19 protein-coding genes are annotated in these 21,178 nt (G+C 66.9%); 9 read left to right on the forward strand and 10 right to left on the reverse strand.

The genetic code is table 11. From position 1 onward, the window contains the following. Positions 1 to 18: 18 nt before the first annotated feature. From ACTJKQ_RS03595 to ACTJKQ_RS03610, 4 genes are all read right to left on the reverse strand, one after another. A complete protein-coding gene (locus ACTJKQ_RS03595) occupies positions 19 to 774 on the reverse strand; it encodes a 2OG-Fe(II) oxygenase (RefSeq protein WP_440596019.1) in 756 nt (251 codons plus the stop codon). Next, positions 771 to 1,904, reverse strand: a complete 1,134-nt coding sequence (gene ada / locus ACTJKQ_RS03600; protein WP_440596020.1) for a bifunctional DNA-binding transcriptional regulator/O6-methylguanine-DNA methyltransferase Ada — start codon at positions 1,902 to 1,904, stop codon at positions 771 to 773. Before ada ends, ACTJKQ_RS03595 begins: the two co-directional genes overlap by 4 nt. A gap of 227 nt (positions 1,905 to 2,131) precedes the next feature. Continuing rightward, positions 2,132 to 4,942, reverse strand: coding sequence for a DEAD/DEAH box helicase (locus tag ACTJKQ_RS03605; protein ID WP_440596021.1), 2,811 nt, complete (start codon positions 4,940 to 4,942; stop codon positions 2,132 to 2,134). A 38-nt stretch (positions 4,943 to 4,980) separates the two neighbouring features. Further along, entirely contained in the window at positions 4,981 to 5,853 is an 873-nt protein-coding gene (locus tag ACTJKQ_RS03610) for a helix-turn-helix transcriptional regulator (RefSeq protein WP_440596022.1), read from the reverse strand. 166 nt (positions 5,854 to 6,019) lie between these two features. Between ACTJKQ_RS03610 and ACTJKQ_RS03615 the strand changes: the two genes are divergently transcribed. From ACTJKQ_RS03615 to ACTJKQ_RS03625, 3 genes are all read left to right on the forward strand, one after another. Then, the gene (locus tag ACTJKQ_RS03615) at positions 6,020 to 6,496 is read left to right on the forward strand and encodes a DUF3237 domain-containing protein (protein WP_440596023.1); all 477 of its coding nucleotides are present in this window, start codon (positions 6,020 to 6,022) and stop codon (positions 6,494 to 6,496) included. A 70-nt stretch (positions 6,497 to 6,566) separates the two neighbouring features. Continuing rightward, complete coding sequence (locus tag ACTJKQ_RS03620) at positions 6,567 to 7,604, forward strand: Bug family tripartite tricarboxylate transporter substrate binding protein (protein WP_440596024.1); 1,038 nt, start codon at positions 6,567 to 6,569, stop codon at positions 7,602 to 7,604. A gap of 167 nt (positions 7,605 to 7,771) precedes the next feature. Next, entirely contained in the window at positions 7,772 to 9,451 is a 1,680-nt protein-coding gene (locus ACTJKQ_RS03625) for a DUF6351 family protein (protein ID WP_440596025.1), read from the forward strand. 79 nt (positions 9,452 to 9,530) lie between these two features. Here ACTJKQ_RS03625 and ACTJKQ_RS03630 read toward each other — a convergent pair whose 3' ends face one another. From ACTJKQ_RS03630 to ACTJKQ_RS03640, 3 genes are all read right to left on the reverse strand, one after another. Beyond that, positions 9,531 to 10,046 carry a hypothetical protein gene (locus ACTJKQ_RS03630; protein ID WP_209819608.1) on the reverse strand — a complete coding sequence of 172 codons (516 nt, stop codon included), beginning with the start codon at positions 10,044 to 10,046 and terminating at the stop codon, positions 9,531 to 9,533. 95 nt (positions 10,047 to 10,141) lie between these two features. Continuing rightward, complete coding sequence (locus tag ACTJKQ_RS03635) at positions 10,142 to 10,393, reverse strand: GlsB/YeaQ/YmgE family stress response membrane protein (RefSeq protein ID WP_056062936.1); 252 nt, start codon at positions 10,391 to 10,393, stop codon at positions 10,142 to 10,144. Positions 10,394 to 10,476: 83 nt separating this feature from the next. Next, a complete protein-coding gene (locus tag ACTJKQ_RS03640; RefSeq protein ID WP_440596026.1) occupies positions 10,477 to 11,184 on the reverse strand; it encodes an adenylate/guanylate cyclase domain-containing protein in 708 nt (235 codons plus the stop codon). A gap of 169 nt (positions 11,185 to 11,353) precedes the next feature. On the opposite strand from ACTJKQ_RS03640, the gene ACTJKQ_RS03645 reads away from it, so the two are divergent. Then, positions 11,354 to 11,794, forward strand: coding sequence for a hypothetical protein (locus ACTJKQ_RS03645; protein ID WP_440596027.1), 441 nt, complete (start codon positions 11,354 to 11,356; stop codon positions 11,792 to 11,794). Between the two features lie 44 nt (positions 11,795 to 11,838). On the opposite strand, the gene ACTJKQ_RS03650 is transcribed toward ACTJKQ_RS03645, so the two are convergent. Further along, positions 11,839 to 12,426, reverse strand: a complete 588-nt coding sequence (locus ACTJKQ_RS03650; RefSeq protein WP_056062930.1) for a C40 family peptidase — start codon at positions 12,424 to 12,426, stop codon at positions 11,839 to 11,841. Between the two features lie 195 nt (positions 12,427 to 12,621). Here ACTJKQ_RS03650 and ACTJKQ_RS03655 point away from each other — a divergent pair, with 195 nt between their 5' ends. From ACTJKQ_RS03655 to ACTJKQ_RS03670, 4 genes are all read left to right on the forward strand, one after another. Beyond that, positions 12,622 to 13,794: a PQQ-dependent sugar dehydrogenase gene (locus tag ACTJKQ_RS03655; protein ID WP_440596028.1), complete on the forward strand. Its 1,173-nt coding sequence runs from the start codon at positions 12,622 to 12,624 to the stop codon at positions 13,792 to 13,794. Positions 13,795 to 14,016: 222 nt separating this feature from the next. After that, positions 14,017 to 15,546: a thymidine phosphorylase family protein gene (locus ACTJKQ_RS03660; protein WP_260667279.1), complete on the forward strand. Its 1,530-nt coding sequence runs from the start codon at positions 14,017 to 14,019 to the stop codon at positions 15,544 to 15,546. A gap of 2 nt (positions 15,547 to 15,548) precedes the next feature. Beyond that, the gene (locus ACTJKQ_RS03665; RefSeq protein WP_440596029.1) at positions 15,549 to 16,463 is read left to right on the forward strand and encodes a ribose-phosphate diphosphokinase; all 915 of its coding nucleotides are present in this window, start codon (positions 15,549 to 15,551) and stop codon (positions 16,461 to 16,463) included. An 88-nt stretch (positions 16,464 to 16,551) separates the two neighbouring features. Further along, complete coding sequence (locus ACTJKQ_RS03670; protein ID WP_056062923.1) at positions 16,552 to 17,154, forward strand: isochorismatase family protein; 603 nt, start codon at positions 16,552 to 16,554, stop codon at positions 17,152 to 17,154. An 84-nt stretch (positions 17,155 to 17,238) separates the two neighbouring features. On the opposite strand, the gene chrA is transcribed toward ACTJKQ_RS03670, so the two are convergent. After that, positions 17,239 to 18,591, reverse strand: coding sequence for a chromate efflux transporter (gene chrA, locus ACTJKQ_RS03675; protein ID WP_440596030.1), 1,353 nt, complete (start codon positions 18,589 to 18,591; stop codon positions 17,239 to 17,241). Positions 18,592 to 18,777: 186 nt separating this feature from the next. Here chrA and ACTJKQ_RS03680 point away from each other — a divergent pair, with 186 nt between their 5' ends. After that, positions 18,778 to 20,679, forward strand: a complete 1,902-nt coding sequence (locus tag ACTJKQ_RS03680; protein ID WP_440596031.1) for a propionate--CoA ligase — start codon at positions 18,778 to 18,780, stop codon at positions 20,677 to 20,679. A gap of 25 nt (positions 20,680 to 20,704) precedes the next feature. Here ACTJKQ_RS03680 and ACTJKQ_RS03685 read toward each other — a convergent pair whose 3' ends face one another. Beyond that, the gene (locus tag ACTJKQ_RS03685; RefSeq protein WP_440596032.1) at positions 20,705 to 21,151 is read right to left on the reverse strand and encodes an N-acetyltransferase family protein; all 447 of its coding nucleotides are present in this window, start codon (positions 21,149 to 21,151) and stop codon (positions 20,705 to 20,707) included. Positions 21,152 to 21,178: the final 27 nt, after the last annotated feature.

Below are 21,178 nucleotides of genomic sequence, written 5' to 3' on the forward strand. Positions count from 1 at the left end.
GCTTTGGCGGTGACAACCTCATTCAGCATCATGAAAGATGATGCCCAGCGTGTGCCGCTGCCCGCTGCGCAAGCGGCTCACGCCATGGCGCATCTGCACGCGGTAGGGCCCGCGCGTGCCCTGCACGGGGCGGTGGTGCACGGCAAACACCACGGCGTCGCCGCGCGAAAGCGGCACCACCTCGGCCTGCGATTGCATGCGCGGGCGCTGCTCGGTCAGCACGAACTCGCCGCCGGTGAAGTCTCGCCCCGGCTCCGACAGCAGGATGGCCACCTGCAGCGGAAACACATGTTCGCCGTACAGGTCCTGGTGCAGGCAGTTGTAGTCGCCCGGCCCGTACTGCAGCAGCAGTGGCGTGGGGCGCATCTGGCCGGCGGCGTGGCAACGGGCGATGAAGTCGGCATGCTGCGCGGGGTAGCGCACGTCAATGCCCATCGCGGTGTTCCATTGGTTGGCGATGGGGGCCAGATGCGGATACAGCGCCCCGCGCAGACCCGCCACCAGATCGGGCAGCGGGTAGCTGAAGTACCGGTATTCACCCTGGCCAAAGCCGTGGCGCTGCATCACCACGCGGCTGCGAAAGGTGCCCTCTTGCGCGTGGCCGTACAACTGCGCCAGGGCGGCGCACTCGGCAGTATTCAGCAACCGGGGCAGCACGGCATTGCCTTGCTGGCGCAGGGCCTCGCTGGCGGTTTGCCAGTCGATGGTGGCCGCGCGTTGGTGCCACACGCTATCCGCCAGAGTGCCCGGGCTGGAAAAAGCCGCCACGCTCATGCCACCTTCTCTGCCGGCAGCGGGGCCGCTTCTGCGTCGGACTCGCGCGTCAGCAGGGCGCGTTTGCGCTCCACGCCCCAGCGGTAGCCCGACAGCGTGCCATCGCTTTTCACCACCCGGTGGCAGGGAATGGCCACCGCCAGCGCATTGGCCGCACAGGCCTGCGCCACGGCCCGCACGGCAGTGGGCGCGCCGATGCGCTGGGCCACCTCGGCATAGCTGGCCGTCTGCCCGGCCGGGATGGCCTGCAGCACCCGCCACACCCGCTGCTGGAACGCGGTGCCGCGCACATCCAGCGGCAGGTTCAGCCCCAAGCCCGGGGCCTCGACAAACGCCACCACCTGCGCCACCAGGGCTTCAAACGCGGCGTCGCCGCCAATCAGTCGGGCCTGCGCAAACCGGTCCTGCAGCTCGCGCAGCAGCGCGTCGGGGTCGTCGCCCAGCAAGATCGCGCAGATGCCCCGGTCGCTCTGCGCCACCAGAATGGCGCCCAGCGAGCACTGGCCGATGGCAAAGCGGATGTCTTGCGATGCGCCCCGTGCGCGATATTGGCTGGGCCGCATGCCCAGCACCTGGGCCGACTGTTCATAAAACCGGCTGCTGGACTGGTAGCCCGCGCCATAGATGGCGTCCGTCACCGAGTCCATGGTCGGGCTGTCGAGCGCACTGCGAAGCCGCTGCGCGCGCTGGGCCACCGCATAGGCCTTGGGGGTGAGGCCCGTGGCCTGCTTGAAGATGCGGTGCAGGTGCGAGGCACTCAGGCCCACACGTGCTGCTAGTGCATCGAGGGTGGGTGCTTCACAGGGCGCGGCGCTTTCGATGATGCGGCAGGCTTCCGTCACCAGCGCCGCGTGGTGCGACAGCGCGGTGGCCTGGCGCGGCTTGCAGCGCTGGCAGGGCCGGAACCCGGCGCGCTCCGCATCGTCGCAACTGGCATGGAACAGCACGTTCTCTGGCCGGGGTGTGCGCGACGCGCAACTGGGGCGGCAGTACACGCCCGTGGTCTGCACCGAGTACCAGAACGTTCCATCGGCCTCAGTGCTGCGCGCTACCACTGCCGCCCAGCGCGGGTCGGCCTGGGTGGCGGCCGCCTGCTCGGCTTTGGTGTTGGGACGGTGGCGGGTGGGCATGGGGGTGCTGCGGGGAAGAAGGGCGGACACATTCATCATGGTGCACGGCTCATGAGGTGGGTTGCAATGCCATGCACTCTAGGGACAGGGGCTGTGGGGCGCACTCCGAAGCTTGCTTTTGAATTCTGCGCTTTTGCGCAAGGCTCCCCGCACGGATGAGTTTGCTCACCTATTGATAGCTGCCAGCGCATGATTTACTAGCGCTACAAGGTAAAAACGCCCAAAACTCAGGTTTCAGGTGGCTGCAGCGGCCGGGGCCGCCGTTTGCCTGTGCCACCCCAGCGCAGCGCGTCTTCGCCGGGTATGCCCAGCGGGTTGTTGGCCGGTTCGGTCAAGGGGGCCAGCAGCGCGTGCAGGTCGGCCTCGCTGAACTTGACTGCGCCTTCGGCATCGTGCCCCAGCACGCCCTGGGCCAGCGCGCCCTTGCGGGCCTGCAGCTCCAGCATGCGCTCCTCGATGCTGCCTTCCACCACCAGCTTGTAGACAAACACCGGCTGGTCCTGCCCGATGCGGTGGGCGCGCGCGGTGGCCTGTTCTTCTACGGCGGGGTTCCACCAGGGGTCCAGGTGGATCACGGTGTCGGCGGCCGTGAGGTTCAGGCCCAGGCCCCCGGCCTTGAGGCTGACCAGCAGGATGGGGGCGCTGGTCTCGTCCTGCGACTGGAACTGCCGCACCACCGCGCCACGCTGGCGGGGTGGCGTCTGGCCGGTGAGTGTGAGGTAGGGCAGGGCCAGGGTGTCGAGCATCTCGGCTGCCAGGCCCAGCATTTCGGTGAACTGCGAGAACACCAGCACGCGGCGGCCTTCATCAACCAGGGCGGGTAGCAGGTCGGCCAGCAGTTCGAGCTTGGCGCGCTCCATGGCGTGGGCTGTCTTCGTCGTCCCCTTCACCAATCGCGGGTCGCAGCAAACCTGGCGCAGCTTGAGCAGTGCATCCAGGATGGCGATTTGCGAGCCTTCAAAACCCTGCCGCTCCAGTGCGCGGCGCACCTGTTTGTCGGCGGTGGTGCGCACGGCCTCGTACAGCTCACGCTGTTTGCCTTGCAATTGCACGCACAGGATGGTTTCGGTGCGCGGCGGCAGTTCGGTGGCCACGTCCTGCTTGCGGCGGCGCAGGATGAAGGGGCGCACACGCTGCGACAGCAGCTGGGCGCGCAGGGTTTCGCCGTTTTCCTCGATGGGCTTGCGCCAGCGGGCGTTGAAGCTGCGCACATCGCCCAGAAAGCCAGGCATCAAAAAGTCGAACTGCGCCCACAGCTCGCCCAGGTGGTTTTCCAGCGGCGTGCCGGTCAGGCACAGCAGGTGCGGCGCCTGCAGCTTGCGCAGTGCTCGGGCGCTGCGGCTGCCGGCGTTTTTCACCATCTGGGCCTCGTCCAGGATGAGCAGGTGGAAGGGCTCGGCGGCCAGCGCCTCCACATCGCGCCAGAGCAGTGGGTAGGTGGTCAGTACCAGGTCGTGGTCAGCGATGTGCAGGTAACGTTTGCCACGGTCGGCGCCATGCAGGGCGAGCACGCGCAGGCTGGGCGCCATGCGCGCGGCCTCGGCCTGCCAGTTGAAGAGGAGCGAGGTGGGTAGCACCACCAGCGCCGGTCGCTTCAGCCGCCCGGCCTCCTTTTCGGTCAGCACATGGGCCAGCGCCTGTGCGGTTTTGCCCAGGCCCATGTCGTCGGCCAGGATGCCGCCCAGGCCCTGGGCGCGCAGGTACTGCAGCCAGGCCAGGCCTTCAAGCTGGTAGGGGCGCAGCTGCACCTGCAGGCCCCGCGGTGCGGCCACCGGCTGGGGCGCACCGATAGAGCGCAGGCGCTTGGCGAGCTGCGCCAGGCCCACGTCGCCCTGCAGCTGCCAGTCGTTGTTCCAGCCGTTCACCGTGCCCACGCGGTGCACCTGCACGAGCCCTGCACGCAGGGCCTCAATGCGGCGGGCCTCCCAGGCGCCCAGGCGCAGCGGGTCGCCGTCCTTCAGCTGTTTGCGGGTGGGGTCGGTCAGCAAATCGACCATGGCGCCCACGATGGCCTTGAGTGGCCCGGCAGGCGCCTCGATGCGCTTGCCGCCGGGCGCGCGCAGCGAAATGATGGCGATGTCATCGATGGTGGCCATCTGCCGCGCGTTGAGCCAGCGGGCGTCGCGGCGCAGCAGGTCGGCCAGCATGGGGGCCAGGTCCAGCGTTTCACCGTCGATCTCGATGCCCAGGCTGAGCAGCCAGGCGCCCTCGCGCTCGGGCAGCATGAGCTTTTGCACGGGGCGCTGGCGTGTGCCCAGCGGGCCATCGACTTCCTTGGCCAGCAGCTCGCCAGTGTCGGGGGCGATGACCAGCTTCCAGCGCGACACGGGCACGCTTTCGTGCGCAAATCCGGGGTGTACCACCACGCTCCAGCCCTCGGTTCGCAACTGGGGAACCACGTCGGCCCAGAAGTCGCCAAAGTGCGCCTCCTGCGCCAGCGTCCACACAGGGCCCAGCGTGGTGGCGGCTGCGCGGTGGCGCCACTGCAGGCTTTTGGGGTCTACAGGGGTCAGGCCCAGGTCCCACACGCGGTCCATGGCGTCGGCTTCAGCCGCCAGGTTGCGCTGCATGCGCACCACCGGGCCACCGGTGTCGAACAGGTCTTGCACCGGGGCCGGGCGCGCGTTGAGGATGGAGGTGGGGGCCGGCGTCTGCCAGGTGGCGCCATCGTCGGTGCGGTAGGTCCAGTCAATCTGCACCAGCGTGACGCTGTCACCACGCGGGCCCAGTTTGCCCTGGGGCGCCATGCCCAGCAGACCATCGCCCCGACCCAGCGTCATGAGGGTGATGCGCGGGCGAAAGTGGCCGGGGACGACGCCATCGGGTGTGTTGGGCACCGGGCCGTGGCCCGGGGGATGGCTGCCATCGCCCCGCAGCTGCGCCATGACCTGCGCGGCCTCGGCGTCAGTCAGCGGGGGCAGCTGCTGCAGGGCGGCGCTGTCAGCACGGTTGCGCAGGGCCTGGGCCCATTGCGCAACCACATGGGCACGGCCTGCGGGGGGCGTGGGTGGAACGGGTGACTGCGGCATGCTGGGCATGGGCTGGCATTGTGCCCATGCGTGGCGTGCCCTTTCGTCTAAACGCTGCGTTGGGTGCCCAGCGCCAGTGCAAACAGCTCGTTGCGAAAGTGGATGCCCAGGCGGCTGAATGCGCGGTTGCGGTAGGTTTTGACGGTGGGCAGGCTCAGGCCCAGGTCGCAGGCAATGCCTTCCTGCGTCATGCCTTGCAACAGGCGGGCGCACACGTCCAGCTCGCGCTCGGTCAGCCCTGCGTGGGCGCGCAGCAGGCGTTCGCGCAGTGCGGGCAGGCTGTGGGACAGCGCGGGCGCGGTGGCCTGCGCCGGGGGCTGCAGTGCGGGTTGCAGCACGCCGGGGCGCTGGGCCAGGGCGATGTGCTTGCGGGTCAGCGCCAGCAGCACAGGGGCCATGCCTTCAAAGTCGCTGATCTGTCGGTCCTGGAACGGCTTTTGGTGCTGGTGGCGGTAGAAGTTGACGGCAAAGACCGAGCCATCGCTCTCGTGTTCGACCACCGACACCCGCTCGGCCACGCCATGGGCCTCGTATACGCGGGCGCGGTGTTCTGCGTCCACCTCGGGCGCCGTCAGGTGGCACAACTGGGTGGGCGCTTCGGCCGGGGCGGCTTCGTCCAGCGAGCGGCCCCAGGTGCGGTCGGTGCGGTAAGGGCCTGACAGGTAGGCCCACCAGCAGTCCTGCGTGGTGTCGGGAATGCCGTAACTGGCCGACATGAACAAGGTGGGTTTGCAATGGCGCCCGGTGCGGTACACCGACCACGACGCTGCGGGCAACACGGGGGCAAGCTCTTGCAGCATGCCGCAGGCAAACCCGTCGTCACCCAACTGGTGAACCATGGCGCCCAGGGCTGAGCCCGTGAGGTTGGGCGTGGGCGCAATGCTGCTGCCCGAGGTGCTTGCAGGGAGCCAGTGCCTCATGGGTTGCTCGGGGTATGCCGGGTGGGCTTTGTCATTGCTGTCATCTTCAGGGATGACAGGGGTCAAGCGCCACGGGATTTACGCTAGGTGCAACCCCGCAAGCAGGCTGAGTGCAAGCCGCCCAGCATGCGCCAGCCCCTTGCCAGACACCCGAAAGACGGAGCCCATGACCGAACCCGTGCCCTTTGTGGAACCTAGTTTGCGATTTTTTGCCGACCTGCGCGTGGAGGTGGGCGTGCCCCAGGAGGTGGGCCGCACCGTGCACGGCCTGCGCCGGCTCATCCCCATCCTGGGCGGTAAGGCCCAGGGCGATGGCTGGCAGGCCCGGGTGATGCCCGGCGGGGCGGATTTTCAGCTGATCGTGAGCGACACCCTGGCCGAGCTGGACGCGCGCTACACGCTGGAGGCGGATGGCGGCGACTTGATCTATGTGCAAAACCGCGCCGTGCGGTCCGGCCCGCCCGAGCTGATGGCGCGCCTGGTGCGTGGCGAGGTGGTGGACCCCGCGCAGATCTACTTTCGCTGCAGCCCCCAGTTCGAGACAGCGTCTCCCGCGTTGCGATGGATCGGGGAGCGCATGTTCACGGGCACCGGTGCGCGGTTTCCCGATGCAGTAGCCATGCGGTTCTGGGAGCTGATGTAGCCGCACAGTAGTCACGCATTTCACTTTTTTGATGACCGACAGCACACAACAACACCCTGGAGACCTTGCCATGACCTCTTTTTCCACGCTCACCCGCACCCTGTCTCGTGGACTCTCCCGCCGCCATGCCCTGCGCAGCGTCTGCCTGGCAGCCACGGTGGTGGCGGGCCTGGCCCCTGCCACCGGCGCCGTGGCGCAGACGGCGGGCTACCCCAACAAGCCGGTGCGCATCATCGTGGGCTTTCCGGCAGGCACCGGGCCGGACATCGTGGCGCGGCTGTTGGCGCAGAAGCTGTCGGAAGGCTGGGGCAACCTGGGCGTGATCGTGGACAACAAGCCCGGCGCCGGGGGCCTGATCGCTGCGACGGAGGCCGCACGCGCCACCCCTGATGGCTACACGCTGATGCTGGGCGAAACTGGACAGCTCAGCATTGCGCCCAGCAGCTACAACAAGCTGCCATATGACCCGCAGAAGGACTTCGCGCCCGTGAGCCAGGTGGTCACCGCCGACTTCGCGTTGCTCGTCAACCCACAAAAGGTGCCGTCGCGCAATGTGAAGGACTTCGTGGCCTGGACCCAGCAGCAAAAGGGCCTGTTCCTGGCCACCTTTGGCGCGGGTACCCCGGGGCACTTTGGCGCCTTCATGTTTGGCGAGGCCGTGAAGCTCAAGCCCGAGCCGGTGCACTACAAGAACACCACCGACGCGCTGGGCGGCCTGTTCAGCGGTGACGTGCAGGGCGTGTTTGCCAGCGTGGGCCTGGCCGCGCCCAACGTGAAGGCCGGCAAGCTGGTGGCGCTGGGCACCACAGGCGGTACCCGGTCCAACGCACTGCCCGACGTGCCCACCATCAAGGAGCAGGGCTACCCCAGCCTGGAGTTCAACTCGTGGTTTGGCATCGTGGCCCCGGCCAAGACGCCCCCCGAGATCGTCGCCAAGCTGAGCGCCGACATCATCAAGGCCGTGCAGTCGCCCGAGGGCAAGGCCAAGATGGAAGAGGCCGGTTTCCGCGTGACGGGCACCAACCGCGAGGAGTTCGCCCGCATCATCGCGGCCGACACGGTCACTTGGGGCAAGGCCGTGGCCGCCACGGGCTTCAAGGCCGACTGAGTCGGTACGGGCCCGGTATCGCAGGGCGCAAAGCCCTGCGATAGCAGCAAGCCTTTCGCCCACCAAAAAAACTGCGCGCCTTTCTCAGCGACGCCCTGACGGCCGTCGCCGGGCGTTCCTGCGCCAATGGTTCAAACCCACAAGACCGATTCACCGAGGAGACCACCATGCCATCCCTGTCATTGGACACCCCCATCGCGCAACGCGTTGCGCTGCCCGCCGCCATGCTGCTGCCGTTATTGCTCAGTGCCTGCGGCGGCGGTAACGCCGTACTGGTGACCGAGAGCGCCAACCCGGCCGCCGCTTGCGCTGCGTTGAGCACCAACGCGCAGCTCAGCAACACCAACTTGTCCACCAGCTATGTGCCACCCGGCACTCGCCGCCCCGGTGGCGCTGCCGCGGGCGACTTTTTGCCCGGGCACTGCGTGGTCACGGGCGCCATCAACCCGCGCGTGGGCGTGGATGGCAAGAACTATGCGATCGGTTTTCAGCTCAGCCTGCCCGACCGGTGGAACGGGCGTTTTCTGTTCATCGGCGGGGGCGGCAACGACGGCATCCTGCGCGACACCTCGCTCAGCTCCAGCATTTCGGGCGGCACGCCGTCGCCGCTGGGGCAGGGTTTTGCGGTGGTGTCCACCGATGCGGGCCATACCGGCACCAGCGCCAGCTTTGGCGCCGACCCGCAGGCGCGCACCGACCATGCCTACAACTCTTACGACAAGACGGCTGTGGCCTCCAAGTCGCTCATCAGCACGCGCTACGGCCGCAAGCCCGACTACTCCTACTTCTCTGGCTGCTCCGGCGGCGGGCGCCAGGGCATGATGTTCTCGCAGCGATTCCCGGACTACTTTGACGGCATCACCGCCGGAGCGCCCGCCATGCGCGTGTCCAGCGGTGCCACGGTGGCCGCCATGTGGAACACCATCCAGTTCAACGCCATTGCGCCCCAAGACGCCAGCGGCAACCGCATCCTGTCGCGCGCCTTCAGCAACACCGACCTGAAACTGGTGGCCACTGCGGTCAATGCCCGCTGCGACGCGGCCGACGGCGTGGTGGACGGCCTGGCCCAGAACGTCAACGCTTGCAAGGCGTTTGACCCCAGCGTGCTGCAATGCGCGGGCGGCAAGACCGACAGCTGCCTGTCGTCCGCCCAGGTGGGTGCGCTCAAGAGCGTGTTTGCCGGGCCCCGCAATTCCGTGGGCAAGGCGCTGTACACCGGCCAACCGTGGGACGCCGGGCTGGCGGCTCCCGGCTGGCGGTCCTGGACGCTGGGTAACTCGACCACGGCCACACCCGACGCACGCTACATCACGCTGATGGTGGATGCCCTGGTCAACGAGTTCTTCACACCGCCGGATCTCTCGTTCAACCCGCTGGCCTTCAACTTTGATACCGACCCCGCACGCATGGCAGCGTACTCGGCCATCTACGACACCTATGCCGACGACAAGCTGGCGGCCTACAAGCAGCGCGGCGGCAAGCTGCTGTTCATCCACGGCATGTCCGACCCGATCTTCTCGGCGTTTGACACCGTGGACTACTACGAACGCCTAGCGGCCAACAACGGGGGTGTGGCGGCGACGCAGAGCTTTGCGCGGACCTTCCTGGTGCCCGGCATGAACCACTGCTCGGGCGGGCCGGCCACCGACAGCTTTGACTCGATCCAGACCATGGTGGACTGGGTGGAGAAGGGCATCGCACCGCAAAGCATTGCGGCCAAGGCGCTGCCCACCAACACCGACTTCCCCAACCGCACGCGTCCGCTGTGCCCCTACCCGCAATTTGCCAAGTACAAGGGCTCGGGCAGTGTGGAAGATGCCAGCAGCTTTGTCTGCTCGGCGAGTTGACGCGCAGCCGGTAAGGCGTCGCTACGAAGAAAAAAGGGCCCCAGGGCCCTTTTTTCTTGTTGCCATCGGGCTCAGAGAGTCAGTGTTTTACCGCAGAGGCTGACGCCGGTGGCGGCAAGCGCAGCTGGGCCTGCTGCACCACACGGATGCAGTCGCGCAAATGCTGCTCCCCCAGGTAGCGCAGGGTGGCGTAGCCAATGGTCGCCGCCACTGCCTGGCCTGCCAGGGGCACGTATTTGGCGACCTGTTTGGTGCTCAGGCGCAGGCCCACGGTCTGCGTGGCCCGCAAGACCAGCTCGCGGGTGATCAGCTTGCCGATGAGCACTGACCCCACCAAGCCCACCGCCTTTTGCACCTGCTCCCGCTTTTTGGGGTCCAGCTGGTCGATCTGCTCGGCCGTGAGGCCGAACTCGGCGTTGATCTGGGGGATCAGGCGGGAGAGCAGGGCAGCATCCACCGCCCAGTCCAGCCCCGGCACAGGCACCACACTGGCGGCGGCTGCCACCACGGCGCGGCGGTGCAGCAGCTTGCGCGCGCGGCGTACAACCGCGGCCAGTTCAGGGTCTCCAGCGGCCATTTGCAATGAGGTGGGCATGGGTGACAACGTGATGGAGGGTGATTGGACGAAAGTGTGTGATTCAAAGCGCAGATGGCGGGCAGCTCAGCGAGCGGGGCAAGATCCAGGACCTCTCAGGACTTGCCCTTGACCAGGCCGTACACCACCAGCAGAGCGACAGCGCCCAGCACGGATGCAATCCAGCCAGCGCTGTCGCCCTGCGCATACCAGCCCATGGCCATGCCCACGTAGCTGGCCAGAAACGAGCCCGCTACACCGAGCAGCGCCGTCATGATCCAGCCCAGCTTGTCGTCCCCGGGTTTGACGGCACGGGCAATCAAGCCCACCACCAAACCAATCAGCAACATCCCCAGAAGTGACAGCATGTTTTTCCCCTTGATAGTTGGTTCAGACGATAGAGTCACTTTACAGATGGGGCAGTCAAAGCGCTGTCGGACAATGCCCCCTGTCAGCGTCCCCCAGGCAAGGTGGTGCTGTGCCGTGTGGAGTCCCACGGATGCAGGGGGCGTTCAAAAAGGCAGCGCTCAAAGCGGTGCGCATGCAGGTCCATGCCCGATATCTGGTGGTCGGTGCGCGAGCACACGTAGCGCCCGTTCGGCAGGCTGGCCCAGGCCGCCTCGGTGAGCAGGATCTCGTTGGCCGTGGCAATGTCTTCGCCCAATTTGCAGGCGCAGTTCATCTCGGGGCCAAACAGGTCCTCGCGTGCAATCACCAGGGTGGGCCCGAAGCCAATGCCTGCGCTCACGTTCAGCGTCCGCTCGGGCGGCAACACGGTGTTCATGGCGCCCAGGGCGCGCAGGGTGTCCAGCGCGGCCTCCAGGGCTTGCTCGGGCGTGGCGAACACCGCAAACAGGTTATCGGCCTCCTGCTTGATGACCTCACCGCCGTTGCCTTCGATCGCAGGGCGCGCTGCCTGCTCCATCTGGTGGATCATCGCCAGGAAGTGAATGATGCCGTAGCGCTGGGTGATGCGGGAGAACCCGCACATGTCCAGCACCAGGATGGCGACACTGCGCACAAACGCCTGTTCAATGGCGGCGTCAATCGCCCCGGTGCCGCTGGTCGGGGTCTGGTTGCGCTCTGACAGCAGGCGCCGGAGATAGCCCTTGTCGTGTGCAGTCGCAGCATCGGGGGGCAGCGCGGGGGTGTGGTGCATGGCAACGCCCTGTGGGTGGTGTCCGACATGGTAGCGCGGCCGGTGCTGGCGCCGCGCAGGTTGCGCCCGGGGCTACAGTGAGGCTTGCAAAGGGTGGTGGGGTGCTTGTCGTACCCACAACTGCCGCAGACTTCTCTCAAGACAGAAAGGTGTACCCACCATGTTCACTATGTCATCCACCCCATTCATTTCGTACTCCGTTGCACCGGCTGGGGCCCAGCGCTCGTTATGGAGCCAGTTGGTGGCTCGCCCGGCCGCCGTATTGGTAGCCGCCATGGCCTTGGGCGGTGTACTGTCGTTTCCTACTGCCGCCCAGGCGCAAAGCGACGAGGCATCCCTGGCGCGCGGTGCCGTGCCTGACACCACGCCGCAGCAGCGCTACCAGTCGGCCATTCGTGAAGCGGGGGGCGGGCTCAAGGTGAGCCTGGAAGAGTGCCGTGCCATGCCGACGGCGGAGCGCAAGCGGTGTGAGTCCGAGGCCCGGGCGCGTTATCAGGCTGACATGGCAGCAGCCAAGGCGCTGCTGCGGGGCGATCCGTCTGCCGGGCCGGTCAATGTGACCGGCGGCCCGATCCGCAGCACCGAGACGGTGTACGTGGTCAAGCCCTGATCACCGCGGCCCGCAAATGAAGGAAGCCGGGAGCGTTTTACGATTTATTTCTGCGCCTGGGGTGCTTGGGCGCTCTCGACACCTTCGCCCGGCGTCACACGGCGCGCGCCGTTGAAGCGGCGTGCCCAGTAGGCGACGCCCATGTCTTCCACCCGGATCTCCGAGCCGCTGCGGGGCGAGTGGATGAACTTGCCGTCCCCCACATAAATGCCCACATGGCTGAAATTGCGGCGCATGGTGTTGAAGAACACCAGGTCGCCGGGTTGCAGCTCTTTCTTGTCGATGACCTGGGTGGCGGCTGCCTGCTGATCAGCACGGCGGGGCAGCAAAAGCCCCACCGTCTGCTCATAGATAGCGCGCACAAAGCCGCTGCAGTCAAAGCCGGTCTCGGCACTGTTGCCGCCACGCTTGTAGGGCACGCCCAAAAAACCCATGGCGTTGACCACCAGGTCACCCGCGCGGCCTGCTACGGTCTGGGCCTTGTCAGCCACCTTGTGGCTCACGTCTTCGAGTCGGGTAAACAGCCCTTTGTCCGCGAGCAAGCGGTCCATATCGTCAGAATTGGTGCCCTGGGGCGCCGCATGCGCAGCGGTGGCGCAGGCAAGGATGAGGATGCAAAACCATCTGGACATGGGGGCGAAGGGTAACACGGTATGGTTATTTATCAAAAATAAGCATTTTTGCAAGCTGTTGATTTGATTCAGATAAATCGATGGGCGCAGTGTTTTCACAGGCAAAAGCCGCTTGCAAGATGCGCGCCAGACTGGCTTGCCTCCGCCCCGGGTGCGGTCGGTGGCAAGGCTACGGGCCAAAAGGAGCTTGAGAGCATGGGTTGGACTCTAAATCGGCAGGTAGTGCTAGTGAACAAAGCACAGGTAGCTATATTTTTGATAGCAGCCAGTGCGCAAGCAGGCAGCCAGGCCCAAGGCGTACCCGTGCCCCCGCCGGCGGTGTCGCTGGTGACGGTGGCCACCGGCCTGGTCCACCCCTGGGCGGTGGCCTTTTTGCCGGGCGGGCAGTTCTTGGTGACCGAGCGGCCGGGGCGCCTCCGCGTGGTCAGCGCGACGGGACAGGTGGGGCCTGCGCTGGCGGGAGTGCCGCAAGTGGCGGCAGGCGGGCAGGGCGGCCTGCTGGACGTGGTGACCGACAACGACTTTGCCCGCAACCGCCGCATCTACTTCTGTTTTGCCGAGCCCGCAGCGGGTGGCGCGGCAGGCAACAGCACGGCGGTGGCGCGCGCCACCTTGTCGGCCGACGCCAGCAGCCTTCAGGAGGTGCGCGTCATCTTCAGCCAGCGGCCCAAGGTGGAGAGCGCGCTGCACTTTGGCTGCCGCATTGCCCAGGCCAGCGACGGCAACCTGTTTGTGGCGCTGGGCGAGCGCTACCACCGCAAGGACGATGCCCAAAAGCTCGACAACCACCACGGCAAGGTCATCCGTATCACGCCCGACGGAGCAGCGCCGCCCGACAACCCTTACGTGAAGCAGCCCGGCGCCTTGCCCGAGATCTGGAGCTACGGCCACCGCAACCCCCAGGGCGCCACGATGGCCCCCGACGGCAAGCTGTGGATGCACGAACATGGCCCGCAGGGCGGTGACGAAATCAATCTGCCCCAGCCCGGGCGCAACTACGGCTGGCCTGTCATCACCTACGGCGAGAACTACGGCGGCGGAAAGATGGGCGAGGGCACGGCCCGCTCCGGCATGGAACAGCCACTGCACCACTGGACACCGTCCATCGCCCCTTCGGGCATGGCGTTTCTGACCAGCACGCGCTACGGCACGGCGTGGCAGGGCAGTTTGTTCGTCGGGTCTCTCAAGTTTGGCACCCTGCACCGGCTGGAAGTGTCTGGCGGCAAGGCGCAAAAGGAGGAGCGGCTGTTGCAAGGCAATGGCGAGCGCATCCGCGACGTACGCCAGGGGCCAGACGGCTTGTTGTACCTGCTGACCGACAGCCCACAGGGACGGTTGCTGCGCTTGCAGCCCGCTGCGGCCCCATGACCGGTTTTGCTTGATGCAGGTCAAGCAAGCCCGGAGATGGGTGACCGATCCGGCGGACCCGGGGTGATCCCGCAGGCTGGGCGCGTATTTTCGGTATAGGCTGGCGCGATGCATGCTGAGACCACCACCTCTTCCCCTGCCACGCCCTCCGCTCCTCCTGCGGCCTCGGTCAATCCGGGCACCGCGCCCGACGATCTGGCGAGCACGCCGCCCCGGTCTCAATTGGCCCTGCGCCGTGTGGCGATCGACACCTGGCGAGAAAACGTCGCCTACCTGCACCGCGACTGCGCCGTATACCGGGCCGAGGGCTTCCAGGCCCTGTCCAAGATCGAGGTTCGCGCCAACGGCCGCCGCATCCTGGCCACGGTGAACGTGGTGGACGACCCTGCCATCGTGGGCTGTCACGAGTTGGGCCTGTCGGAAGACGCGTTTGCCCAGCTCGGCGTGGACAACGGCCACACCGTGTCGGTGGCCCAGGCCGAGCCGCCCGAGTCCATGGGCGCGCTGTTCCGCAAAATCGCCAGCGAACGCCTCACTCGCGAGGACTTCGGTGCCATCGTGCGCGACATTGCCGACCACCGCTATTCCAAGATCGAACTCACGGCCTTCGTGGTGGCCTGCCACCGCAACGAGCTGGACCGGGAGGAGGTGTTCTTCTTGACCGATGCCATGGTGGCCAGCGGCCGGCGGCTGGACTGGCACGAACCGCTGGTGGTGGACAAGCATTGCATTGGCGGCATCCCCGGCAACCGCACCACCATGCTGGTCGTGCCCATCGTGGCGGCGCACGGCATGTTGTGCCCCAAGACCTCGTCCCGCGCCATCACATCCCCCGCAGGCACGGCCGACACCATGGAGGTGCTGGCCAAGGTAGAGCTGCCGCTGGAGCAGCTGGCCGACATCGTGCGCGACTACCGTGGCTGCCTGGCCTGGGGCGGCACGGCCAACCTCTCGCCCGCTGACGACGTGCTGATTTCGGTGGAGCGGCCGCTGTCCATCGACTCGGCCGGGCAGATGGTGGCGTCCATCCTGTCCAAAAAGGTGGCGGCGGGTGCCACGCACCTCGTGCTCGACATTCCCATCGGCCCCACGGCCAAGGTGCGCTCTATGCCCGACGCACAGCGCCTGCGCCGCCTGTTTGAGTATGTGGCGCGACGCATGGGTCTGTCGCTGGACGTGGTCATCACCGATGGCCGCCAGCCCGTGGGCAACGGCGTGGGCCCGGTGCTGGAGGCGCGCGATGTGATGCGTGTGCTGCAGAACGACCCGCGCGCGCCTGACGACCTGCGGCAGAAGGCGCTGCGCCTGGCCGGACGCCTGATCGAGTGCGACCCTGATGTGCGCGGCGGCGACGGCTACGCGATTGCGCGCGACATCCTTGACTCCGGCCGGGCGCTGGCGCGCATGAACGCCATCATCGCCGCCCAGGGCAGCACGGGGTTTGACCACAACCACCCGGCACTGGGTGTGCTGACGCTGGACGTGGTGGCTCCCGCCAGCGGCGTGGTGGCGGGCATCGACAACTACCAGATCGCCCGCGTGGCCCGGCTGGCTGGTGCGCCCAAGGTGCCGGGCGCCGGGGTGGACCTGATGCACAAGCTGGGCGACACCGTGGCCGCCGGCGACCTGCTGTACCGCGTGCACGCCAGCTACCCGGCTGACCTCGAGTTTGCGCGCCACGCGTGCGAGCGGGACAGCGGCTACCGCTTGGGCACGGCCGACGAGGTGCCACGCGTGTTTGTGGAGTTCTGACCATGACACCGCCCGAAGCCCCCTGTGTGCTGTATTTCGATGACGAAGTCGCGCCTGCGCTGCGCCTGGCGCAGGCCGCCGGTTTGCCTGCCCAGGCCATCGAACGCCACCGTTTTCCCGATGGCGAACTCAAGCTGCGCCTGCCGGTGAACGAGACCACTGGCCGCCTCCCACTGCACGCCTTGCTGCTGCGCAGCCTGCACCAGCCCAATGAAAAGCTGGTGGAGCTGCTGCTGGCCGCACGCACGGCCCGCCACCTCGGCGTGCACCACCTCACGCTGGTGGCGCCGTACCTGGCCTACATGCGGCAAGACATCGCCTTCCACCCCGGTGAGGCCGTGAGCCAGCAGGTGGTGGGTGGGTTTCTGGCCGGGCTATTCGACGCGGTGGTCACAGTGGACCCGCACCTGCACCGCATCGATCGGCTCGAGCAGGCCATCCCCGTGCCGCAGGCCTTGGTGCTCAGCGGTGCCGAGCCGCTGGCCGACCTGATTGCCCAGCGCCGCCCCAATGCTTTGCTGGTGGGGCCCGATGGCGAATCCGCCCAGTGGATCGCCCAGGCCGCCGCGCGCCACGGCTTTGACCATGCCGTGTGCACCAAGGTGCGCCATGGCGACCGCCACGTGGCCATCGAACTGCCCGCGCTCAACGCCCAGGGGAGGGCGGTGGTGCTGCTGGACGACATGGCCAGCACCGGCCGCACGCTGGCGCTGGCCGCGCGGCTGCTGCTGCAGGCGGGTGCCGCCTCGGTGGATGTGGCGGTGACGCATGCGCTGTTTGCGGGCGATGCGCTGCAGGTGCTGCATGAAGCCGGAGTGGGGGAGGTGTGGAGCACGGACTGCATCCCGCACCCGAGCAACGCCGTGGCCATGGCCGGGCCGTTGGCCACGGCGCTGCAGTCCGTCCTTCGCACCTGAAAACCCCGGGCTCGGGCTGCGACAATGCGCCATTGCCTTCCTCGCTGCGCCCGCACAGCGATTCAACGAACACAGAAACGGTCCCACCATGCTGCTTGACGCCACCGAATCCCAACTCGTCCTGGTCGATTACCAGGAGCGCCTGATGCCCGCCATCCACGAAGGCCCCGCCGTGCTGGCCAACGCCCGCCGCCTGGCGGAGATCGCCCGCATGCTGGATGTGCCCGTGTGGGGCACCGAGCAAAACCCCTCGCGACTGGGCGCCAACGACGCCGCGCTGCGCGCCCTGTGCCAGAAGACCCTGGCCAAGATGCACTTCAGCGCCGCCGAAGAAGGCCTGGGCGAATGGCTGCGCCCGCCGGCCAAGCCCCAGGGCGGCAACGCACGCAGCCTGCCCAAGCACCTGCAAAAGCCCGCACCGCTGGCGGCAGAGCGCGGCACCATCGTGATTGCCGGGTGCGAAGCCCATGTCTGCCTGCTGCAGACCGCGCTGGACCTGATCGACGACGAGTTTGAAGTGTGGGTGGTGACGGACGCCTGCGGCTCGCGCACCGAACGCAACCGCGACGCCGCCTTTGACCGCCTGGCCGGCGCAGGCGCCGAGCTGGTGACCACCGAGATGGTGGCGTTTGAATGGCTGGGTAGCTGCGAGCACCCGGCGTTCAAGGACGTGCTCGGGCTGATCAAATAGCGCTTTTCAAGCCAAATTGGCTGCTAGCGCATGATTTTCATGCGCTGGTAGCTATCAAAATAATAGTAATTGGTGCGGGTCCGGTCAGGCGAAGTAGGGCGTTGCCAGCTTCACTGCCAGGCCCACCAGGGCACAGCCGCCCAGCAGCGGCATGACGCCCAGCTTGAAGCGGAACAGTGCCACCAGCGCACCCACGGCGATCACCGCCGACACGGCATCGAAGTGGCCGCCAAATCCTTGTGGCCACAGCAGGTGGTAGGCAAAAAACAGCGCCAGGTTCAGGATCACGCCCACCACAGCAGCCGTGATGGCTGACAGTGGAGCGGTAAATCCCAGCTTGCCGTGCGTGGCCTCCACCAGCGGGCCGCCCGCCAGGATGAAGATGAACGAGGGCAAAAAGGTCACAAAGGTCACGACCGTGGCCGCAGCCACGGCGCCTGCAAAGAGGGCGTCCGGCCCCCACACCTGCTGCAGCCAGCCGCCCACAAAACCCACAAACGCCACCACCATGATCAGTGGGCCGGGCGTGGTCTCGCCCAGGGCCAGGCCGTCAATCATCTGCGGGGCGCTGAGCCACTGGTAGTGTTCTACCGCGCCCTGGTACACATAAGGCAACACAGCATAGGCGCCGCCAAAGGTGAGCATGGCCGCCTTGGTGAAGAACCAGCCCATCTGCGTGAGCGTGCCGTGCCAGCCCTGCGTGGCCACCAGCAGGCCCATGGCCGCCAGCCACAGCACCAGCCCTGCCACCAACACCTTGACCAGGTGGACGCGAGAAAAGCGCGCATGGGCAGGCGTTGGCGTGTCGTCATCGATCAGCGCAGGGCCATAACCCTTGTGGGCGCTGGCATGGCCGCCCCCCAGCGCAAACACGGCGGGCCAGCGTTGCGCGCCAAAGTAGCCGATGAGCCCGGCCGCCAGCACGATGGCGGGGAAGGGCGTGTCGAACGCGAAGATCGCCACAAACGATGCGGCAGCGATGCCCCACATCCAGCCGTTCTTGAGCGCGCGGGTGCCGATGCGGTGCGCGGCATGCAGCACCAGTGCCGTCACTGCGGGCTTGATGCCGTAGAAGATGCCCGCCACCACCGGCACATCGCCAAAACGCAGATACACCCACGACAGCCCGATCAGGATGAACAGCGAGGGCAGCACAAACAGCGTCCCCGCCACGATGCCGCCCCAGGTGCGGTGCATGAGCCAGCCGATGTAGGTGGCCAGCTGCTGCGCCTCGGGGCCAGGCAGCAGCATGCAGTAGTTGAGGGCGTGCAAGAAGCGGTTTTCGCTGATCCAGCGGCGCCGTTCCACCAGCTCGGCGTGCATGATGGCGATCTGGCCTGCAGGCCCGCCGAAGCTGATGAACCCGAGCTTCAGCCAGAAAAGAAAGGCGTCGCGGAACGGGACGGACGTGGGGGCAGGGGACGGTGCTGGGTGCATGGTCCGGGAGTGTGACAGGCCGGTATGACGTTTGCCGACATATCAATATGCCTGCTGCATCTGGAGCCATGGATGATGAGGCAGAGGGTTGGCTGCGTCAGTTTGCCGCAAGCCCGTCATGAATAATTATGAATTCAAAACCTGCTGTCCTGGCAGGGCGAGAGAGATGCCGAGGAGACACCCACAATGACCGCACACAGCACCTACGCCGACTTCTACCGCCAGTCCATCGACCACCGAGACACCTTCTGGAGCGAGCAGGCGAAGCTGATCGACTGGAAGACGCCGCCCCAGCAGGTGTGCGACTACAGCAACCCGCCGTTTGCGAAATGGTTTGTGGGCGGCACCACCAATCTGTGCCACAACGCGGTAGACCGCCATCTGGCCACGCGCGCCAGCCAGGCGGCGCTGGTGGCGATATCGACAGAAACCAACACCGAACGCAGCTACAGCTTTGCCGAATTGCATGCCGAGGTGCAGCGCATGGCGGCGGTGCTGCAAGGCCTGGGCGTGAAGAAGGGCGACCGCGTGCTCATCTACATGCCCATGATTGCCGAGGCCGCGTTTGCCATGCTGGCCTGCGTGCGCATTGGCGCGCTGCATTCGGTGGTGTTTGGCGGCTTTGCCTCGGGCTCGCTGGCCTCGCGCATCGAAGATGCCGAGCCGGTGGCCGTGGTCAGCGCCGATGCCGGGTCGCGCGGTGGCAAGGTGGTGCCGTACAAGCCGCTCCTGGACGAAGCCATTGCGCTGTCCAAACACAAGCCCAGCGCCGTGCTGATGGTGAACCGGGGCCTGGCCCCCATGCACCTGCAGGCCGGTCGCGACCACGAATGGGCGCCGCTGCGAGAGCAGCACCTGAACACCGTGGTGCCCTGCGAATGGGTGGAATCCACCCACCCCAGCTACACGCTGTACACCAGCGGCACCACCGGCAAGCCCAAGGGGGTGCAGCGCGACACCGGCGGCTACACGGTGGCGCTGGCGGCCAGCATGAAGCACATCTTTGACGCCAAGGCGGGCGATGTGTACTTTGCGACCAGCGACATCGGCTGGGTGGTGGGCCACAGCTACATTGTTTACGGCCCGCTGATCGCGGGCATGACCACCATCATGTACGAAGGCCTGCCCACGCGGCCCGATGCGGGCGTGTGGTGGAGCATCGTCGAGAAGTACCAGGTCACGCACATGTTCTCGGCCCCCACGGCGGTGCGGGTGCTGAAGAAGCAGGACCCGGCCTATCTGGCCAAGTACAACGTGAAAAGCCTCAAGGCCCTGTGGCTGGCGGGCGAGCCGCTGGACGAGCCCACGGCCCAGTGGATCAGCGACGCGCTGGCCGTGCCCATCATCGACAACTACTGGCAGACCGAAACCGGCTGGCCCATCCTGACCCTTGCCAACGGCGTGCAGCAGCAGACCACACGCTTCGGCAGCCCCGGCAAAGCCATGTACGGCTATGGCGTGAAGCTGATCGACGAGGCCACGGGCGAAGAACTGACCGGTGCCAACCAGAAGGGGGTGGTCGCCATCGAGGGCCCGCTGCCCCCCGGCTGCATGCAGACGGTGTGGCGCGATGACGCCCGCTTTGTGAACACCTATTGGAAGAGCATCCCCGGCCGCCTCATCTACAGCACGTTTGACTGGGGCATCCGCGATGCCGACGGCTACCACTTCATCCTGGGCCGCACGGACGATGTGATCAACGTGGCCGGCCACCGCCTGGGCACGCGCGAGATCGAGGAGAGCATTGCCTCCCACCCCAACATTGCCGAAGTGGCCGTGGTGGGCGTCGCCGACAGCCTGAAAGGCCAGGTGGCGATGGCGTTTGCCGTGGCGCGTGATGCCTCAGGCCTGACCGATGATGCCGCGCGGCTCAAGCTCGAAGGCGAGGTCATGAAGCAGGTGGACCACCAGCTCGGCGCCGTGGCGCGGCCGTCGCGCGTGTACTTTGTGACCGTGCTGCCCAAGACCCGCAGCGGCAAGCTGCTGCGCCGCGCCCTGCAGGCCGTGGCCGAGCGGCGCGATCCAGGCGACCTGACAACGATGGAAGACCCGGCGGCGCTGCAGCAGGTGAAGGACCTGGTGGGCTGAGTTCAGGCCCGCCCGGGCCGCCGGGTCACTGCAGTGGCTTGGCAACAAATGCCTGTTTACCCTGCCGGTCGAACCCCGCCTGCTCGTAAAAGCGCAGGGTGTTTTCGTCCTTGCGGCCCGTCATCAGCATGACCTTGTAGCAGTGCTCCCGCCAGGCATGGGCCAGGGCGTGCTGCAGCAGCGCATGCCCCCAGCCCTGGCCGCGATGGGCCGAGTGCGTCACGACGTTCTCGATGACGCCATAGGGACGGCATGCACGCGTGAGGTTGGGGATGACGGTCAGTGTGCAGGACGAGACCAGCACACCCTTATCCCACCCACCAAAGTACCGAATGCGTGGGTTGGCGAGCGCCTCGGCCCACACGCTCTGCGCCTCGGGTAGTGGGGGCAGAGGGTCGTCTTGCGCGTGCAGGTGGGTGTACAGACTGAGCAGGGGGGCCAGGTCTTCGGCGCAGAGTTCACGGATGTTCAAGGCCAGCCTCCAGGGGGCGAAGAATAT

The organism is Acidovorax sp. 22279 (genome assembly GCF_052045435.1).
Lineage (GTDB): Bacteria > Pseudomonadota > Gammaproteobacteria > Burkholderiales > Burkholderiaceae_C > Acidovorax > Acidovorax delafieldii.